At 67.7% G+C, this 14,129-nt stretch carries 14 protein-coding genes and 1 pseudogene; 8 read left to right on the top strand and 7 right to left on the bottom strand.

Going from position 1 to position 14,129, the window contains the following annotated elements; genetic code table 11:
* Window positions 1-8 precede the first annotated feature (8 nt).
* From ABZ195_RS11230 to ABZ195_RS11210, 5 genes and pseudogenes are all read left to right on the top strand, one after another.
* Window positions 9-740, top strand: a complete 732-nt coding sequence (locus ABZ195_RS11230; protein ID WP_355217591.1) for a GntR family transcriptional regulator — start codon at window positions 9-11, stop codon at window positions 738-740.
* Window positions 741-875: 135 nt separating this feature from the next.
* Window positions 876-1,871 carry a substrate-binding domain-containing protein gene (locus tag ABZ195_RS11225; RefSeq protein ID WP_355217589.1) on the top strand — a complete coding sequence of 332 codons (996 nt, stop codon included), beginning with the start codon at window positions 876-878 and terminating at the stop codon, window positions 1,869-1,871.
* A gap of 20 nt (window positions 1,872-1,891) precedes the next feature.
* Window positions 1,892-2,950 carry an ABC transporter permease gene (locus tag ABZ195_RS11220; protein WP_355217587.1) on the top strand — a complete coding sequence of 353 codons (1,059 nt, stop codon included), beginning with the start codon at window positions 1,892-1,894 and terminating at the stop codon, window positions 2,948-2,950.
* A 9-nt stretch (window positions 2,951-2,959) separates the two neighbouring features.
* On the top strand, window positions 2,960-3,778 hold the full coding sequence (locus ABZ195_RS11215; RefSeq protein WP_355217585.1) for an ATP-binding cassette domain-containing protein: 819 nt from the start codon (window positions 2,960-2,962) through the stop codon (window positions 3,776-3,778).
* A gap of 114 nt (window positions 3,779-3,892) precedes the next feature.
* Window positions 3,893-4,821 (top strand): annotated as a pseudogene (locus ABZ195_RS11210) (sugar phosphate isomerase/epimerase); the annotation flags it as partial.
* A gap of 20 nt (window positions 4,822-4,841) precedes the next feature.
* Here the strand turns inward: ABZ195_RS11210 and ABZ195_RS11205 are convergent.
* Entirely contained in the window at window positions 4,842-5,483 is a 642-nt protein-coding gene (locus ABZ195_RS11205) for a TetR/AcrR family transcriptional regulator (RefSeq protein WP_355217583.1), read from the bottom strand.
* Window positions 5,484-5,582: 99 nt separating this feature from the next.
* Between ABZ195_RS11205 and ABZ195_RS11200 the strand changes: the two genes are divergently transcribed.
* Window positions 5,583-6,056 (top strand): SRPBCC family protein, encoded by a 474-nt coding sequence (locus ABZ195_RS11200; protein WP_355217581.1) that lies wholly within the window; start codon window positions 5,583-5,585, stop codon window positions 6,054-6,056.
* Here ABZ195_RS11200 and ABZ195_RS11195 read toward each other — a convergent pair.
* From ABZ195_RS11195 to ABZ195_RS11170, 6 genes are all read right to left on the bottom strand, one after another.
* Complete coding sequence (locus tag ABZ195_RS11195; protein WP_355217579.1) at window positions 6,053-6,829, bottom strand: TIM barrel protein; 777 nt, start codon at window positions 6,827-6,829, stop codon at window positions 6,053-6,055. The genes ABZ195_RS11200 and ABZ195_RS11195 overlap by 4 nt on opposite strands.
* 337 nt (window positions 6,830-7,166) lie before the next feature.
* Window positions 7,167-7,814: a hypothetical protein gene (locus tag ABZ195_RS11190; protein ID WP_355217577.1), complete on the bottom strand. Its 648-nt coding sequence runs from the start codon at window positions 7,812-7,814 to the stop codon at window positions 7,167-7,169.
* Window positions 7,815-7,935: 121 nt separating this feature from the next.
* Window positions 7,936-8,919 (bottom strand): Gfo/Idh/MocA family oxidoreductase, encoded by a 984-nt coding sequence (locus ABZ195_RS11185; RefSeq protein WP_355217575.1) that lies wholly within the window; start codon window positions 8,917-8,919, stop codon window positions 7,936-7,938.
* Window positions 8,916-9,785 carry a sugar phosphate isomerase/epimerase gene (locus tag ABZ195_RS11180; protein ID WP_355217573.1) on the bottom strand — a complete coding sequence of 290 codons (870 nt, stop codon included), beginning with the start codon at window positions 9,783-9,785 and terminating at the stop codon, window positions 8,916-8,918. The genes ABZ195_RS11185 and ABZ195_RS11180 overlap by 4 nt, the downstream gene beginning before the upstream one ends.
* On the bottom strand, window positions 9,782-10,789 hold the full coding sequence (locus ABZ195_RS11175; RefSeq protein WP_355217571.1) for a Gfo/Idh/MocA family oxidoreductase: 1,008 nt from the start codon (window positions 10,787-10,789) through the stop codon (window positions 9,782-9,784). The genes ABZ195_RS11180 and ABZ195_RS11175 overlap by 4 nt, the downstream gene beginning before the upstream one ends.
* Window positions 10,786-11,949, bottom strand: a complete 1,164-nt coding sequence (locus tag ABZ195_RS11170; protein WP_355217569.1) for a phytanoyl-CoA dioxygenase family protein — start codon at window positions 11,947-11,949, stop codon at window positions 10,786-10,788. The genes ABZ195_RS11175 and ABZ195_RS11170 overlap by 4 nt, the downstream gene beginning before the upstream one ends.
* Before the next feature lie 86 nt (window positions 11,950-12,035).
* On the opposite strand from ABZ195_RS11170, the gene ABZ195_RS11165 reads away from it, so the two are divergent.
* Window positions 12,036-13,040, top strand: a complete 1,005-nt coding sequence (locus ABZ195_RS11165) for a LacI family DNA-binding transcriptional regulator (protein WP_355217567.1) — start codon at window positions 12,036-12,038, stop codon at window positions 13,038-13,040.
* Between the two features lie 89 nt (window positions 13,041-13,129).
* Window positions 13,130-13,978: a PfkB family carbohydrate kinase gene (locus ABZ195_RS11160; RefSeq protein WP_355217565.1), complete on the top strand. Its 849-nt coding sequence runs from the start codon at window positions 13,130-13,132 to the stop codon at window positions 13,976-13,978.
* The last annotated feature ends 151 nt before the right edge of the window (window positions 13,979-14,129 follow it).

The raw sequence follows: 14,129 nt of genomic DNA, 5'->3' as shown, positions 1-14,129 counted from the left end.
GAGGCGTCGTGCCCCTGGAGGTAGAGCTCGACCGATCGAGCCCCGTGCCGCTGTACTACCAACTGGCACAGGCGATCGAGGCGTCCATCCGGGACGGTCACCTGGTTCCGGGTGACCGCTTCGAGAACGAGCTCGACCTCGCCAAGCGCCTCTCGCTGTCACGCCCGACCACGCGCAGGGCCATTCAGGAGATCGTCGACAAGGGTCTGCTGGTGCGCAAGCGGGGCGTGGGCACCCAGGTCGTGCAGAACCCCGTCCACCGTCGCGTCGAGTTGACCAGCCTGTTCGACGATCTCGCCCGCGCAGGTCAGGAGCCCTCCACCGAACTCCTCGACTATCAGATCGGCCACGCCGACGACGAGGTTGCCACGCAGCTCAACCTGACCAGCGGCCACGAGATCGTGACGATCCAGCGGCTGCGCCGAGCCAACGGCGAGCCGCTGGCGGTGATGGTGAACTATCTGCCGATCGAATTGGCCCCGGAGGCCGACGAACTCGAGCGCAGCGGCCTCTACCAGGCGCTGCGGGCGCGGGGCGTGCACATACGGCTGGCGCGACAGCGGATCGGGGCTCGGCCGGCGACGAGGAACGAGGCACGGCTGTTGGCGGAGAAGGCCGGCGCCCCACTGCTGTCGATGAGTCGCACCGCCTTCGACGACTCGGGCAGGGCCGTGGAGTATGGCGACCACTGCTACCGAGCCTCGCGGTATTACTTCGAGACCACGCTGGTCGACCGCTAGCTCTGGCAAACTCCGCGGCGCACGTTGCATATGACCTGCAGTCCTAATGTCCGAACAAAGTCTTGACTTTCTGATGTGACCCGTATTACATCGTCTCCAGGCCGTGTCCCACGGCACTCGCAGACAGGAGAGACGATGAAGTTCGATCGGCTGGCAATTGCCGCTGGAGCAGGGGTTGTCGCCCTGGCGCTCGCGTCGTGTTCGAGCACGGGCGGCAAGCCCGCCGACGCCGGCGGTGCCGGCGGCAGCGGGGGCGGAGTCAACACCCCGCGTGTCACGATCGCGATGGTGACCCACGCAGCGCCCGGAGACACGTTCTGGGACTTGATCCGCAAGGGCGCGCAAGCCGCCGCCGACAAGGACAACATCGAACTCAAGTACTCCTCTGACAAGGAAGGCCCCAATCAGGCCAACCTGGTCCAGAATGCGACCGACAGCAAGGTGGCCGGCATCGCCGTGACGCTGGCTCAGCCGGACGCGATGGAGTCCGCGGTGAAGGGTGCCGTCGCCGCCGGCATTCCCGTCGTCGCCCTGAATGCGGGCATCGAGCAGTGGCAGGGCATGGGCGTCATGGAGTACTTCGGCCAGGACGAGCGCATCTCCGGGGAGGCGGCCGGCAAGCGGCTCGCCGCCGACGGTGCCAAGAAGGCCATCTGCGTCGTGCAGGAGCAAGGCTCGGTGTCCCTGGAGGCCCGGTGTGCCGGCGTCAAGGCGGGCATGGGCGGAGGCTCGGTGGAGAACCTCAACGTCAACGGCACGGACATGCCCTCGGTCGAGTCGACCATCACCGCGAAGCTTCAGACCGATCCCACTATCGACCACATCGTGACGCTGGGTGCTCCATTCGCCCTCAGCGCGGTCCAGTCGGCCAAGGCCGCGGGGAGCAACGCGAAGGTCGCGACCTTCGACACCAACGCCGCCCTGGTCTCGGCCATCAAGGACGGCAGCGTGCAGTGGGCCATCGACCAGCAGCCCTACCTGCAGGGCTATCTGGCCGTGGACTCGCTGTGGCTATACCTCAACAACAAGAACGTCATCGGCGGCGGCCAGCCGACCTTGACCGGTCCCTCCTTCATCGACAAGACCAACATCGATTCAATCGCGGCGCTGGCCGAGGCCGGAACCCGCTAGTCGGGCTCGAAAGGGAGAACATGACAACCCAGGCAGATCTCGACCTCGGGACGCACAAAGTCGTCACCGACGAGCGGGTCAAGGAACAAAATCGACTTCAGCGCTTGTTGATTCGCCCCGAGATGGGCGCTTTGGTCGGCGCAATCGGAATCTTCATCTTCTTCTGCGTCGTCGCTCCGCCGTTCCGCAGTCCGGAGGCGTTGGCCACGGTGCTGTATGCCAGTTCGACGATCGGCATCATGGCCGTTGCGGTCGGGTTGCTGATGATCGGCGGTGAGTTCGACCTGTCCGCCGGTGTCGCCGTCACCACCAGCGCCTTGGCCGCGTCGATGCTCTCCTACAACCTGCATCTCAACCTGTGGGTGGGGGCGGCGCTGGCGCTGTGCGTGTCCTTGGCGATTGGCTTCCTCAACGGCTATCTCGTGATGAAGACGAAGATCCCGTCGTTCCTGATCACGCTGAGTTCCTTTCTGATGCTGACCGGCATCAACCTGGCCGTGACGAAGTTGATCACGGGGCAGGTGGCCTCGTCCAACGTCGCCGACATGCAGGGATTCGATTCCGCGAGAACGGTGTTCGCATCGTCGTTCAACATCTTCGGGGTGTCGGTCAGGATCACCGTCCTGTGGTGGATCTTCTTCACCGTCATCGCCACCTACGTGTTGTTCAAGACCCGCATCGGCAACTGGATCTTCGCCGTCGGCGGCAATCTGGACAGCGCACGCGCAGTCGGTGTGCCGGTGAACAAGGTGAAGATCGGCCTGTTCATGTGCGTGGGCTTCGCGGCCTGGTTCGTCGGCATGCACGTGCTGTTCTCCTTCAACACGATTCAGTCCGGCCAAGGCGTGGGCAACGAGTTCCTCTACATCATCGCGGCGGTCATCGGTGGCTGCCTGCTCACCGGTGGTTACGGCACCGCGATCGGAACGCTGATCGGCGCCTTCATCTTCGGCATGACGAACCAGGGCATCGTCTATGCGGGGTGGAACCCGGACTGGTTCAAGTTCTTCCTGGGCGCGATGCTTCTGTTCGCGGTCATCGCCAACAACGCCTTCCGCAACTACGCGGCGAAGAGGTAGGAATCCGACATGACCACCACTGCTGAATCCTCGATCTCCGAGACCCCGGCCGGCGGCAACGTGCCCCTGATCGAACTCAAGGGCGTCGGCAAGAGCTACGGAAACATCATCGCGCTCAAGGACATCAACCTCGCCGTGGGCGCCGGCCAGGTGACCGGCGTGCTGGGTGACAACGGCGCGGGCAAGTCGACGCTGATCAAGATCATCGCCGGCCTGCACAAGCCGACCGAGGGTGAACTGCTCGTCGACGGGCAGCCGATGACGTTCGACTCGCCCAAGGACGCACTGGCCAACGGCATCTCGACGGTCTACCAGGACCTCGCGGTCGTCGCGCTCATGCCCGTGTGGCGCAATTTCTTCCTAGGCCAGGAGCTCAGGAAGAAGGGCATCCTGAAGTCGCTCGACATCAACGCGATGCGCGCGACGACGATCTCCGAGTTGCACAAGATGGGCATCGACCTCCCCGACGTCGACGCTCCCATCGGGTCGCTGTCCGGTGGTCAGCGGCAGTGCGTGGCGATCGCCCGCGCCGTGTTCTTCGGTGCCCGCGTCCTGATCCTCGACGAGCCGACCGCCGCACTCGGCGTGAAGCAGTCGGGAATGGTGTTGCGGTACATCACCGCAGCCAAGGAACAGGGTTTCGGCGTCATCTTCATCACCCACAACCCGCACCATGCCCACATGGTCGGCGATCACTTCGTGCTGCTCAACCGAGGGCGTCAGAAGCTGGACTGCAGTTACGACGAGATCACCCTCGAGCACCTGACTCAGCAGATGGCAGGTGGCGACGAACTCGAGGCGCTGAGCCACGAGCTGGCCCGCAAGTAGGAGCACTACGACGAAACCCCGTCGGCCCTACAGTCGGCGGGGTTCCGTCCGGTCGGGGGCCGGGCGGTCGACACGAGCCGCTTCGACGCCGTCCTGCACGACCGGCCTCTGCCCGGCATCGAGATCAACACCGGTGGATTCCTGCCCCCGGTGCACGTACCGACCTTCGACGACATCCTCGTCAGCGACACCGCCCGCGACGACTATCTCGGAATATTCGAGGGCACCGGCGTGTCCATCGCCGGGCTCAACTGCAACGGCAACCTCCTGCATCCCAACCCGACCATCGGCGTCGCACATGCCGAGGACGTCTGCCGCTCGATCCGGTTGGCGCAGAGACTCGGTCAGCACCGCGTCGTCACGATGTCTGGCCTGCCCGGCGGGGAGCCAGGCAGCACCCGGACCAACTGGATCGTCAACGCCTGGAACTCGGCGGCCCTCGACGTCCTGGACTACCAATGGGGCGTCGCCACCGACTTCTGGCGCGAAACAGACAGGCTCGCAGCTGATCACGACGTGAAGGTGGCTCTCGAGCTCCACCCGCAGAATCTCGTCTTCAACTGCGCGTCGATCCACCACCTGCTCGACCTCACGGGTGCCACCAACGTCGGGGTCGAACTCGATGCCTCACACCTGTTCTGGCAGCAGATGGACCCGGTGCAGGTGGTGCGCCACCTCGGTGACCGGTGTTCCACGCCGCGGCCAAGGACGTCCGCGTCAACGCGCGTCAGGTGGCCCTGAACGGTGTGCTGGACAACGGCTTCCGTCGGTTGTCACCGGAGGAGTCGCGCACCAATCTCGGGGGTGACGAGTGGGCCAACGAATGGCCGTCGGACTCGTCGTGGGACTTCGTCGCACTCGGAAGAGGCCACGACACGGCCTACTGGACCGAATTCCTGCGCGCTCTGTACGAGGTGGATCCCGACATGCTGGTCAACATCGAGCACGAGGACACCGAATTGGCCCGCATCGAGGGCATCGAGGTGGCCGCCGGGGTTCTGAAGGCCGCGGACGCCGCCCTGAAGACCTCGGCGGGAGAGTAGCCCGACGAGGGTCAGTTCGCTCACCGCGGAACGAGACCCGTGAGCTGGACTCGCACGGCGGTGACCCGTTCGCTCATCACCCGCGCGGTGAGGGTGGCGTCGCACTGGCCGAACGCCACGGCGATCCCGGCCTCCCGGGACGCGCACGACAAGATGGTGAGCCAGAGCCGCATCACCAGCCAGGGCGGGCTGTCATCGGGTCCGGCGCCCATCCTGCGGGCGACGGCGTGCAGCAGGCCCACCGGAGTGAGCCCCAGCGCGAGCGGACGCAGAACGGTTGACTCGCCGATGACCAGCAGCGCCCCGGCGAGCAGCGTCGGGGTCACCGTGTGCCGCCCGCGGTGGACGTCGTCGAACATCATCTGGTGGGCGACGACGAGCGCGTCCAGCGGCTCGACCTTCGGGTCCACGTCGACGACGTAATCCTGGGCGGTGTCGGCCATGTCCTGGATGACCGACAGGATCGCGGCCTCCTTGGTGGGGAAGTACCGCGAGAAGGTGCGTGGGGACACGTCGACCGCGGCGGCGATCTGCTCGATGGTCGCCTGGGCGAATCCGTGGCGACGGCTCAGGTCCACGGCCGCGGCCACCAACTGAACGCGGGTTCGTTGCCGCTTTCGCTCGCGCAAACTCACGGGGATGCCCGTGGCGGTGTCGATCACATTAGGCAGGCTACAAGTGAAAGGGTTCAACGGTGGGATTCACGCATGGACGTCGCCCGTCGAGTGTCGCACCGCCCGGATGCGGGTAGTAATGGCGTCATGACCACCTCAGCAGTCACCACGGTCGACGCCGGCCCCCGACGCGTCGCCAAACGCGTGCTCGTCAACGCTCCGGCGGCCGACATCTTCGCCCTCGTCGCCGACCCACACCGCCATGCCGAACTCGACGGTTCGGGCACCGTGCGCGACGTCGACGTCAAGGGACCGTCTCACCTTGCGGTGGGCGACAAGTTCACCGTCGGGATGACGCAGTACGGTCTGCCGTACAAGATCACCTCGACCGCCACCGACGTCCAGGAGGGCAAGGTCGTCGAGTGGCAGCACCCCCTGGGACACAAGTGGCGCTGGGAGCTTGCGCCGGTACCCGGCCAGGACGCCGTCACCGAGGTGACCGAGACCTTCGACTACAGCACCGCGAAGGTTCCGTTCGTCATCACCGCGTTCGGCTATGACAAGAAGAACGCCGAGGGCATGGCATCCACGCTGGAGCGGCTCGCCCTCCGGTACGCCTAGACGGTGAAGGCCGCGCGGAACGCCTCGAGGGCGTCCGCGTCGTCGCCTGAGGCATACCCCTCCAGTCCGACGGTGCCGCGATATCCCATGTCGTGCAACGCCCGTGCCACGGCCGGGTAGTAGATCTCACCGGTGCCCGGCTGGCATCGGCCCGGCACGTCGGCCACCTGAATCTCGCCGATGGCGGGGCCGCACCGGCGCACCAGCTCGACGAGGTTCCCCTCGCCGATCTGAGCGTGGTAGAGGTCGAGCATCATCTTGACGTGCGGGTGGGCGACGCCCTCGATCAGCGCCAGCACGTCCTTCGCCCGCGCCAGCGGAACGCCGGGATGGTCGACGATGGTGTTGAGGTTCTCGACGCAGAAGGTGACTCCCGCGGCCGCGCCCAGGTCACCAAGTCTCTCCAGAGTCCGTAGCGCGGTCGCCCACATGGCGCCCGTCGCTCGCAGTCGCGGTCGGGCCGGCAGGCCGTCGACCAATTCGGCGGTGTGCAGGTTGAGCCGTGTGACGCCCAGCGTCTCGGCGGCCTTGATGCTCAGCTCGGCCGTGCGGAGCACCTCGTCGGCGGTCTGCGGGTCGATCAGGTCACCGTGCAGGTAGCCGGTCATCGAGGTGAAGGTGGCGCCGGTGGCCGCGAGCGCGTCGAGGTCCTTGTCGTGCCAGCTCCAGATCTCGGCGGCGAAACCGAGGTCGTGGATGCGGCGAACCCGCTCGACGATCGGCAGGTCGGTGAACACCATCTCGGCGCTGATGGCCAACTCGAACTCACTCATGGTGGCCAGTCTGGTGCTGCCGAGGCAGGGTTTCAACGTTCTCCGACCGGCAAAAACCCCTCATGGCCCCCTCGTCTTCGTCGACCATTCACCGAGAGGACGTCGAATGACGTGGCCCGCCAAGGTGCCTGGCGGTCGGCGGGACGGCACAATCGAGTCGTGGACGTCGATCACCAGGGGCCGGCCCGAAATTCAGCGTGGCGTGACCCGTTGAGCCTGTCCTTCCGTGCGCACCGTCAAGTGCTGCTGTTGCGACTGCGTTGGCACGAGCGTTCGGCCACCCGGCCGCGGATGGCGCGCGGGAGGCGGCGGCCCTGAGAGGGACGCCGCCTGCCCACTAGTCGAGACTGAAGATGCAGTGGGCGTTGCCGCCGATCGGCTCCTCGGCTACGACCTTGCCGTTGAGGATGATTCGGCAGCCCGGACCGGGATCGTTCCTGCCGGTGGCGACCACCTGGAGCAGGTGGACGTCCGACCCGATCCGCATGCTGCGCACGAACGGCAGCGGAGTGTGGTCGGCCACCGGCGCTCCACCGGGATCGGTGACGATGTTGAACACCTCGCCGGGACCGGTCACCTCGAACCTCACGGTGTTGGTTACGGGTTCGTTCTGGGGCTGGTTGGCAGCCTTGCGGGACGCGGCCGCTGCGTTGTCGGCCAGTGTCGCCGACCGGACCGCAGGGGTGACGCAGATGGTGTCGCCGTCGAACGCCTCGCGCCAGACGTAGCCCTGCGAGCAGGATTGCGGCCCGGACGCCTGGCTGGGGTCTCTGTTGGCGCTGGCGTTGGCATTCTGCGCCGCGATCTGATCCCGGGTGGCCGGCGTGACACAAACGGTGTCGCCGCTGCGGGCCTCGCGCCAGACGAAGCCGTCGACGCAGGTGTCCGGACCGTAGGGAAGTGGATCGGCGAACACCGGTGCGGGGAGGGCAGCGGCGAGGATGCCAAGTGCTGCGGCGAGTGAAAGGGCTGACAGAGCTCTCATCGGGATTCCTTCGTCCTGGCCGGAGTGCTGCGAACACTGCAACCCGACGCTAGGGATCCGCGGGACCAGATTAATCGGGTGTTTCCCCATGCCCTCCCTGCGAATCAACCCCCGGTGCACGTCAACGCGGTCGAATGCCCGCCGCTCGGTACGCCTCGTCGACGAACCCCATGTTCTCCACCGCATCGGCGGTCCCGAAGGGCAGCGCGGTGCCGTGCTCGACGTGGGCGGCGAACGCCTCCAACTGGTAGGTGTACGACGCCCGGGTGCCGAGGTGCTCGACCGTGGTGTCCGAGGGGGTGGTCACGGTCAACCGGTCATCGGAGCTCGGCGCAATGAAGTCGTGCACCAGCAGATCGCCCGCCGTGCCGACGATGCGAAGGGTGAACGAGCGGTGATCGGCCACCATGGAATTCGCCGCCAGTCCGGTGGCGCCGCCGGGAAAGCCAAGCTCGACGTCACACCACGCGTCGACCCCGGGCGTGCGCTGCTTGGCGTGCGCCCGGACGATCGACGGCCGGCCCTCGACACCCGGCATGGCGAGCCGGCCGACTGAGCGCATGACGTGCAGCCCGTAACAGCCGAGGTCCATCAGCACCCCGCCGGCCAGGTCGAGGGACCAGCGCGGATCGTCGTCGGCCGGAGCCGGAATCGCCATCCTGACCTCGACGTGGGTGACGGCGCCGATGGTGCCGTCCCCGGCCAGCTCGAACGCGCGCTGGGTGACCGGGTGGAAGAAGTAGTGAAAGCCCTCCAGCACCGTCACGCCCGCCGCGTCGGCGGCCTCGGCCACGCGCCGCGCCTCGGATCGATCTCGGGCGAAGGGCTTCTCGCTGAGCACCGGCTTGCCGGCCGCGATCGCCGCCAGATTCCACGGCGCGTGCAGCGAGTTGGCGAGGGGGTTGTAGACGACGTCGACCTCGGCGTCGTCGATGACCTGCTGGTAGTCGTCGAGCACCCGCTCCACGCCGAACTTCTCGGCGAACACCTCCGCCCGGGAGCGGTCTCGCGCCGCCACGGCCACCAGACGGTGGCCGAGTTCGGCCGCCGGACCGACGATCGCCGCTTCGGCGATTCGCGAGGCGCCGAGGACGCCGATCCTCACGACGTGACGCTGCGCAGGTAGGCCACGCTCGCGACGACGTCGCGCACCGGACCCTCGCCCGCGGGTTCCCCGTCGAGGATCGTGTCCTGCTCCAGGACGAACCAGCCGTCGAAACCGTTGTCCCGCAACACCGAGACGATTCCTGCGACGTCCACGTCACCGGTGCCCAGCGGGGTGTACATGCCCGCCTTGACGGCCTCGGTGTAGGTCAGCTCACCGGACTGCACCTTGGCCGCCAACGCGGCGTCGACGTCCTTGAGGTGGGCGTGCGCGATCCGGTGGGGTACGGCCTTCGCCAACTCGAGGGGGTCGGTGCCGCCGATCAGGAGGTGCCCCGTGTCCAGGCAGAGCATGATCGACGAGCCCCGAAGGACGCGGTCCACCTCGGCGCGCGTCTCGACGATCGTGCCCACATGGGGGTGCAGCACCGCCAGCAGACCGCGCTCGGCGACGATGCGGGCCAACCGGTCCAGGTTTGCGACCAGCCGAGCCCACTGGGCGTCGTCGAGGGTGGGCCGGGAGTCGTAACCGTCGGCTCCGGTGGCCGCGGCGAGCACCACGACGCCGGCGCCGGCGGCCACGAGCGACTCCAACGGACCGGCGAGGTCCTCGGCCGGATCGTGGTGCTCGTCGAACAACACCACCGGCACGAAGCCGCCGACGCACGCCAGATCCTTACTGCGCAGAACGGCCTTGAGCTCCTCGGCGTCGACGGGAAGGAAGCCCTCCGGTCCGAGTTCGGTGGCCGTCAGTCCGGCGCCGCGCATCTCGGTCAGCACGCGGTCGGGCTCGAGTTGGTAGCCCCAGCCGGGCACCTCGCAGACTCCCCAGGAGATGGGTGCGCCCGCGATCTTGATCGCACTCACGAGTTCCGCACCTCGGCGATCGTGACCGGCGTTCCCCGCTTGAACGACTCGGTGGCCGCCTCGGCCAGCCAGGCCACCTCGACCGCGTCGGCGACCGTCGCACCCATAACCGGGCCACCCTTGGTCACCTCGACGAACGCGGCCAGCTCGGTGCGGAACGCCTCGGTGAAGCGGTCCATGAAGAAGTGGTGGGCCGGCCCCTGAGGAAAGTCGTTGGCGGGATCGGTGTTTCGCACCGGGACTCCCTGATCCCAACCGGCGGCGACGCTGTCGTCGAAGCCGTGAACCTCGAGGCGGCAGTCGTAACCGCGGGCGTTGTAGCGGGCGTTGGACACCACGCCGAGGGCGCCGCCGTCGAATTTCACGATGACTGCGGCGGTGTCGACGTCGCCGTACTCGGCGAACAACGGGTCTCCCTGCACGGTGCCGGTGGCGTACACCTCGACCGCGCGCTGCCCGGTGATCCAGTTCAGCACGTCGAAGTCGTGCACGGCACAGTCGCGGAAGATGCCGCCCGAGCCCTTGATGTAGTCCAGCGGCGGGGGAGCGGGGTCCATCGTGGTGCTGCGCACGGTGTGCAACGTGCCGAGCGAGCCGTCATCGACGGCGCGCTTCGCCGCGGCGAACGCCGCGTCGTACCGGCGCTGGTAGCCCACCTGCACGGGCACTCCGGAGGCCAGGATCCTCTCGGCGACGCGGGCACTCTCGACGGCCGTCGACGCGATGGGCTTCTCGCAGAACGTCGGGATGCCCCGCTCGACGGCGGCCAGGGTGAGCTCGGCATGGGCGGGCGTGGCTGCCGCGACGACGACGCCGTCGACCCCGGAGGACAACAGTTCCTCGACCGTCGCGACGAACGTCGCGCCGTGCTTGGCGGCGACGGACTCGGCGACGTCGGTGCGCTCGTCGGTGATGACCAGGCGGTCGAGACCTGCCAGGCTGCTGAGGGTTTCGGTGTGGAAGGCGCCGATGCGGCCCAATCCGATCACGCCGAGGGTGGTCATGGAATTCTCCTTGTCGTGTGTTCTGCCAACGTGGCGTCGAGGTCTTCGGGGGTGAGTTCGTCGGCCAGGGCGGCCAATACGGTGTCGACCTGACTCGGCGGCGCGAGGCTGCCGATGGGTTGGTCGCGGTCGAGATTGGTCGGGAACGCGTAGCCCTCGGCCGTGGCGTTGACCGCGTTGCGGATGTCGCGCTCCGGTCTGCCGGCGGCCCGCATGCCCAGCAGTGCCGGATAGACGGCGCGGACCATCGCGGTGCGGTCCATGGCCTCCATCGCCCGTCCGAACGGCGAGGAGACCTGCAGGAGGTTGGCCATCCGGCGGATGTCGGTCGAGGTGTTGGCGCCGGCGCCATGCATGAGGGCGGGGTTGAAGAACACCGCGTCACCTTCTTGCAGGGGCACCTGCACCTGCACGGTGGCGAAGAAGTCGATGAAGTCCTGCCGGTAGAAGGCGATGTACCCACCGACGAACTTCTGCGAGTGCGGCAGCAGCATGGTCGGGCCGGATTCGAGCGGCATGTCGCAGTGCGCGACGGCACCCTGCAGGGTCAGGGCAGGAGACATGCGGTGCAGGTGCGCGGGGTAGGCGGCCAGGTGGTCCTGGTCGACGAAGCCGAGATGGTAGTCACGGTGCGGAACCTGCGGGGCACCATCGGGATTGACGACGTTGACCTGCGAGGTGACCTGGTAGCGGGGTCCCAACCACGCCTCGCACACGATGGCGAGGGCGTCATTGGCGTAGTAGTCCGCGAACACCTCGGGGGAGTGCAACGCCAACTTCTGGGCGGCGTTCCACACCCGGTCGTTGACGCCGGCCTTGCCGAAGTGGTCGCCGGCCGCCGTCCCTGCGGCGCGCTGGGCGTCGATGATCGCGGTGAACGCCGCGCTGGCGCGGTCCACCGTCGAACGGTCGAATGCGCCCTCGAAGATCACGACGCCGGGTCCGTCGGCGAGAGCGTGGATCAACTCGGTCTGCAGGGTGCGCCGGTCGGCGTTGGCGACGGTGTCGGCGGAGTAGACCAGGACGCCCCGGCGAACGTCACTCGCGAGCGGGTAGTCGCCGGCGTCGGTCGACGTGGCCACCAGTGCGCGGAAGTCGTCGAGGTCGCAATCGGCGTCGTCGATCCACGCCCGGTGCGCGGTGGAGGTGGGAGCAACCATGCCCGTTAGTCTTGCTGTGACCCGCGCCTCGATCAACACCAAGAACCCGTCAAAAACGCCTCAGCGCTTGGCGAGGGAGGGAAGGAATGCCGCACCGCTACAAGGTCCGTGAGATCGCCCAGCAGTCCGGTCTCAGCGAGGCGACCGTCGACCGCGTCCTCAACGGACGGCCCGGCGTGCGCGAGAACACCCGCGCCGAGGTCGCGCAAGCCATCGCCGACCTCGACAAGCAGCGCGCCCAACTGCGCCTCAACGGCCGTCGCTTCCTGATCGACGTGGTGATGCAGACCCCGCAGCGATTCTCCGACGCCTTCCGGGTCGCGATCGAGGCCGAACTGCCCGCCTTCGCGCCGGCCATGCTGAGGGCCCGATTCCATCTGTGGGAGTCGGGGTCGACGGCGCAGATGGCCGAGGCTCTCGGCAAGATCCGCGGCAGCCACGGCGTCGTGCTCAAGGCGCAAGACGCCCCCGAGGTCACCGAGGCCGTCGACCGATTGGTCGGCAGCGGCGTCCCCGTCGTCACCTACACGACCGACGTTCCCAATAGCGCACGCTGCGCCTACGTGGGCATCGACAACCACGGCGCCGGAGTCACGGCGGCCTATCTGATGGATCAGTGGCTCGGCTCGGCGCAGTCGGGGGTGTTGATCACGTTGAGCGGCACGGTTTTTCGCGGTGAGGGCGAGCGGGAGGTCGGCTTCCGGTCGGCGTTGCGCGGGTCCGGGCGCGAGGTCGTCGAGGTCAGCGACAGCGACGGCCTCGACGCCACCACCGAACGGCTCGTCCTCGACGCGCTTCGTCGCCACCCCGGCGTGGCGGCCGTCTACTCGCCCGGCGGCGGCAACGCCGCGACGGTCGCCGCGTTCGAGACGCTCGGTCGCGGTTACAAGGTCTTCATCGCCCACGACCTCGACGCCGACAACCGACGGCTGCTGCGCGACGGCAGGATCTCGGTGGTGCTGCACAACGACCTGCGGGCCGACGCGCGGCTCGCCATGCGCCAGATCCTGCAGCAGCACGGCGCCCTGCCGCCGGAGCCGGCGCGGCTGGCGCCAATCCAGGTCGTCACCCCCTACAACCTGCCCCCTTGATCGATGAGTCGTCGATTCTCAGTGGAGCCAGATACCATTTCGCCTCACGGCGACTCCGGCGCGCCGACGAAGAGCAGGAGATTCGAACGGTGCGGCCACAGCTCGTCGACGGCGTCACCGTCCTTGGCAACCTCGCAGTCGACCTGATCGACGGCGCCCCGCCCAGCCCTGGCGGTTGCGCCTCGTTCGCGGGCGTGGCGCTGGAGTACGCGGGTGGCGTCGGCCAGATCGTGGCCATGGGCGCGCCGCAGGATCATCACCTCTTCACCGGCGTACTCGACCGGTTCGGCTCGCTCGTCCGCATCATCGACTCGGACCGGACCGCCGGATTCCGGCTCGACTACGTGGACGTCGACCACCGCGCGATGTCCGTGACGTCCCTTGGTCCCGTCTGGGGCACCGAGCAGATCGAGACCGCCAATCCGGAGACGACGTGGGTGCACCTCGCGCCTCTGCTGCGCGCGGACTTCCCCGAGGACACCCTGGCGCTGCTGGCCGAGCGCGGACATCGCGTGGCCTACGACGGTCAGGGCCTGGTGCGCGCCGACCGGGTGGGACCGCTCGCGGTGGACCGCGACTACCCCCACGGCCTGCTGCGTGACATCAGCGTCCTCAAGCTGGCCGAGGACGAGGCGGTCATCGTCGCCGACGGGGAATTCGACGCCGCGACCGCCGAACGGCTGGGCGTGCCCGAGATCCTGGTGACCATGGGGTCGGAGGGATGCGACATCTACACCGACGGTGACGTCGTCCGGGTTCCCGCGGCATGGCGGGTCACCGGTGTGCAAGCGACGGGCGCCGGCGACATGTTCACGTCGTGCTACGTGGCCAACCGGGCGGCGGGTGCGGATCCGGTCGCGGCGGCCGAGCGGGCCAGCGAACTCGTCGCTCGTGAACTCGAGAAGCGGCTGCCCGTGCCGTCTCCCGACCGGGCGTAGGCGCAGGTCGAGGCACGTCCAACTCGACACCCGTCAAGTTTCTACCGGCGAGTAGCTTCGCTCTTAGGATTTCCGCCACCTCGAACGTGACCAAAACCACAAAATCGACGCCCGCGGTTCGTTCTCGCGCTCGTGAACAGGACGTTTCCCG

The organism is Mycobacterium sp. NPDC006124 (genome assembly GCF_040614235.1).
Classification (GTDB): Bacteria; Actinomycetota; Actinomycetes; order Mycobacteriales; family Mycobacteriaceae; genus Mycobacterium.
The sequence above is the reverse complement of the archived record's forward strand: the minus strand, read 5'-3'. Positions and strand labels throughout refer to the sequence as shown.

Bases quoted from the DNA above. Each gene is read 5' to 3' on its own strand.
- ABZ195_RS11200 (WP_355217581.1), top strand. From the start codon at position 5,583: ATGACCACCTCAGCAGTCACCACGGTCGACGCCGGCCCCCGACGCGTC.
- ABZ195_RS11165 (WP_355217567.1), top strand. From the start codon at position 12,036: ATGCCGCACCGCTACAAGGTCCGTGAGATCGCCCAGCAGTCCGGTCTC.
- ABZ195_RS11175 (WP_355217571.1), bottom strand. From the start codon at position 10,789: ATGACCACCCTCGGCGTGATCGGATTGGGCCGCATCGGCGCCTTCCAC.
- ABZ195_RS11190 (WP_355217577.1), bottom strand. From the start codon at position 7,814: ATGAGAGCTCTGTCAGCCCTTTCACTCGCCGCAGCACTTGGCATCCTC.
- ABZ195_RS11220 (WP_355217587.1), top strand. From the start codon at position 1,892: ATGACAACCCAGGCAGATCTCGACCTCGGGACGCACAAAGTCGTCACC.
- ABZ195_RS11215 (WP_355217585.1), top strand. From the start codon at position 2,960: ATGACCACCACTGCTGAATCCTCGATCTCCGAGACCCCGGCCGGCGGC.
- ABZ195_RS11170 (WP_355217569.1), bottom strand. From the start codon at position 11,949: ATGGTTGCTCCCACCTCCACCGCGCACCGGGCGTGGATCGACGACGCC.
- ABZ195_RS11195 (WP_355217579.1), bottom strand. From the start codon at position 6,829: ATGAGTGAGTTCGAGTTGGCCATCAGCGCCGAGATGGTGTTCACCGAC.
- ABZ195_RS11225 (WP_355217589.1), top strand. From the start codon at position 876: ATGAAGTTCGATCGGCTGGCAATTGCCGCTGGAGCAGGGGTTGTCGCC.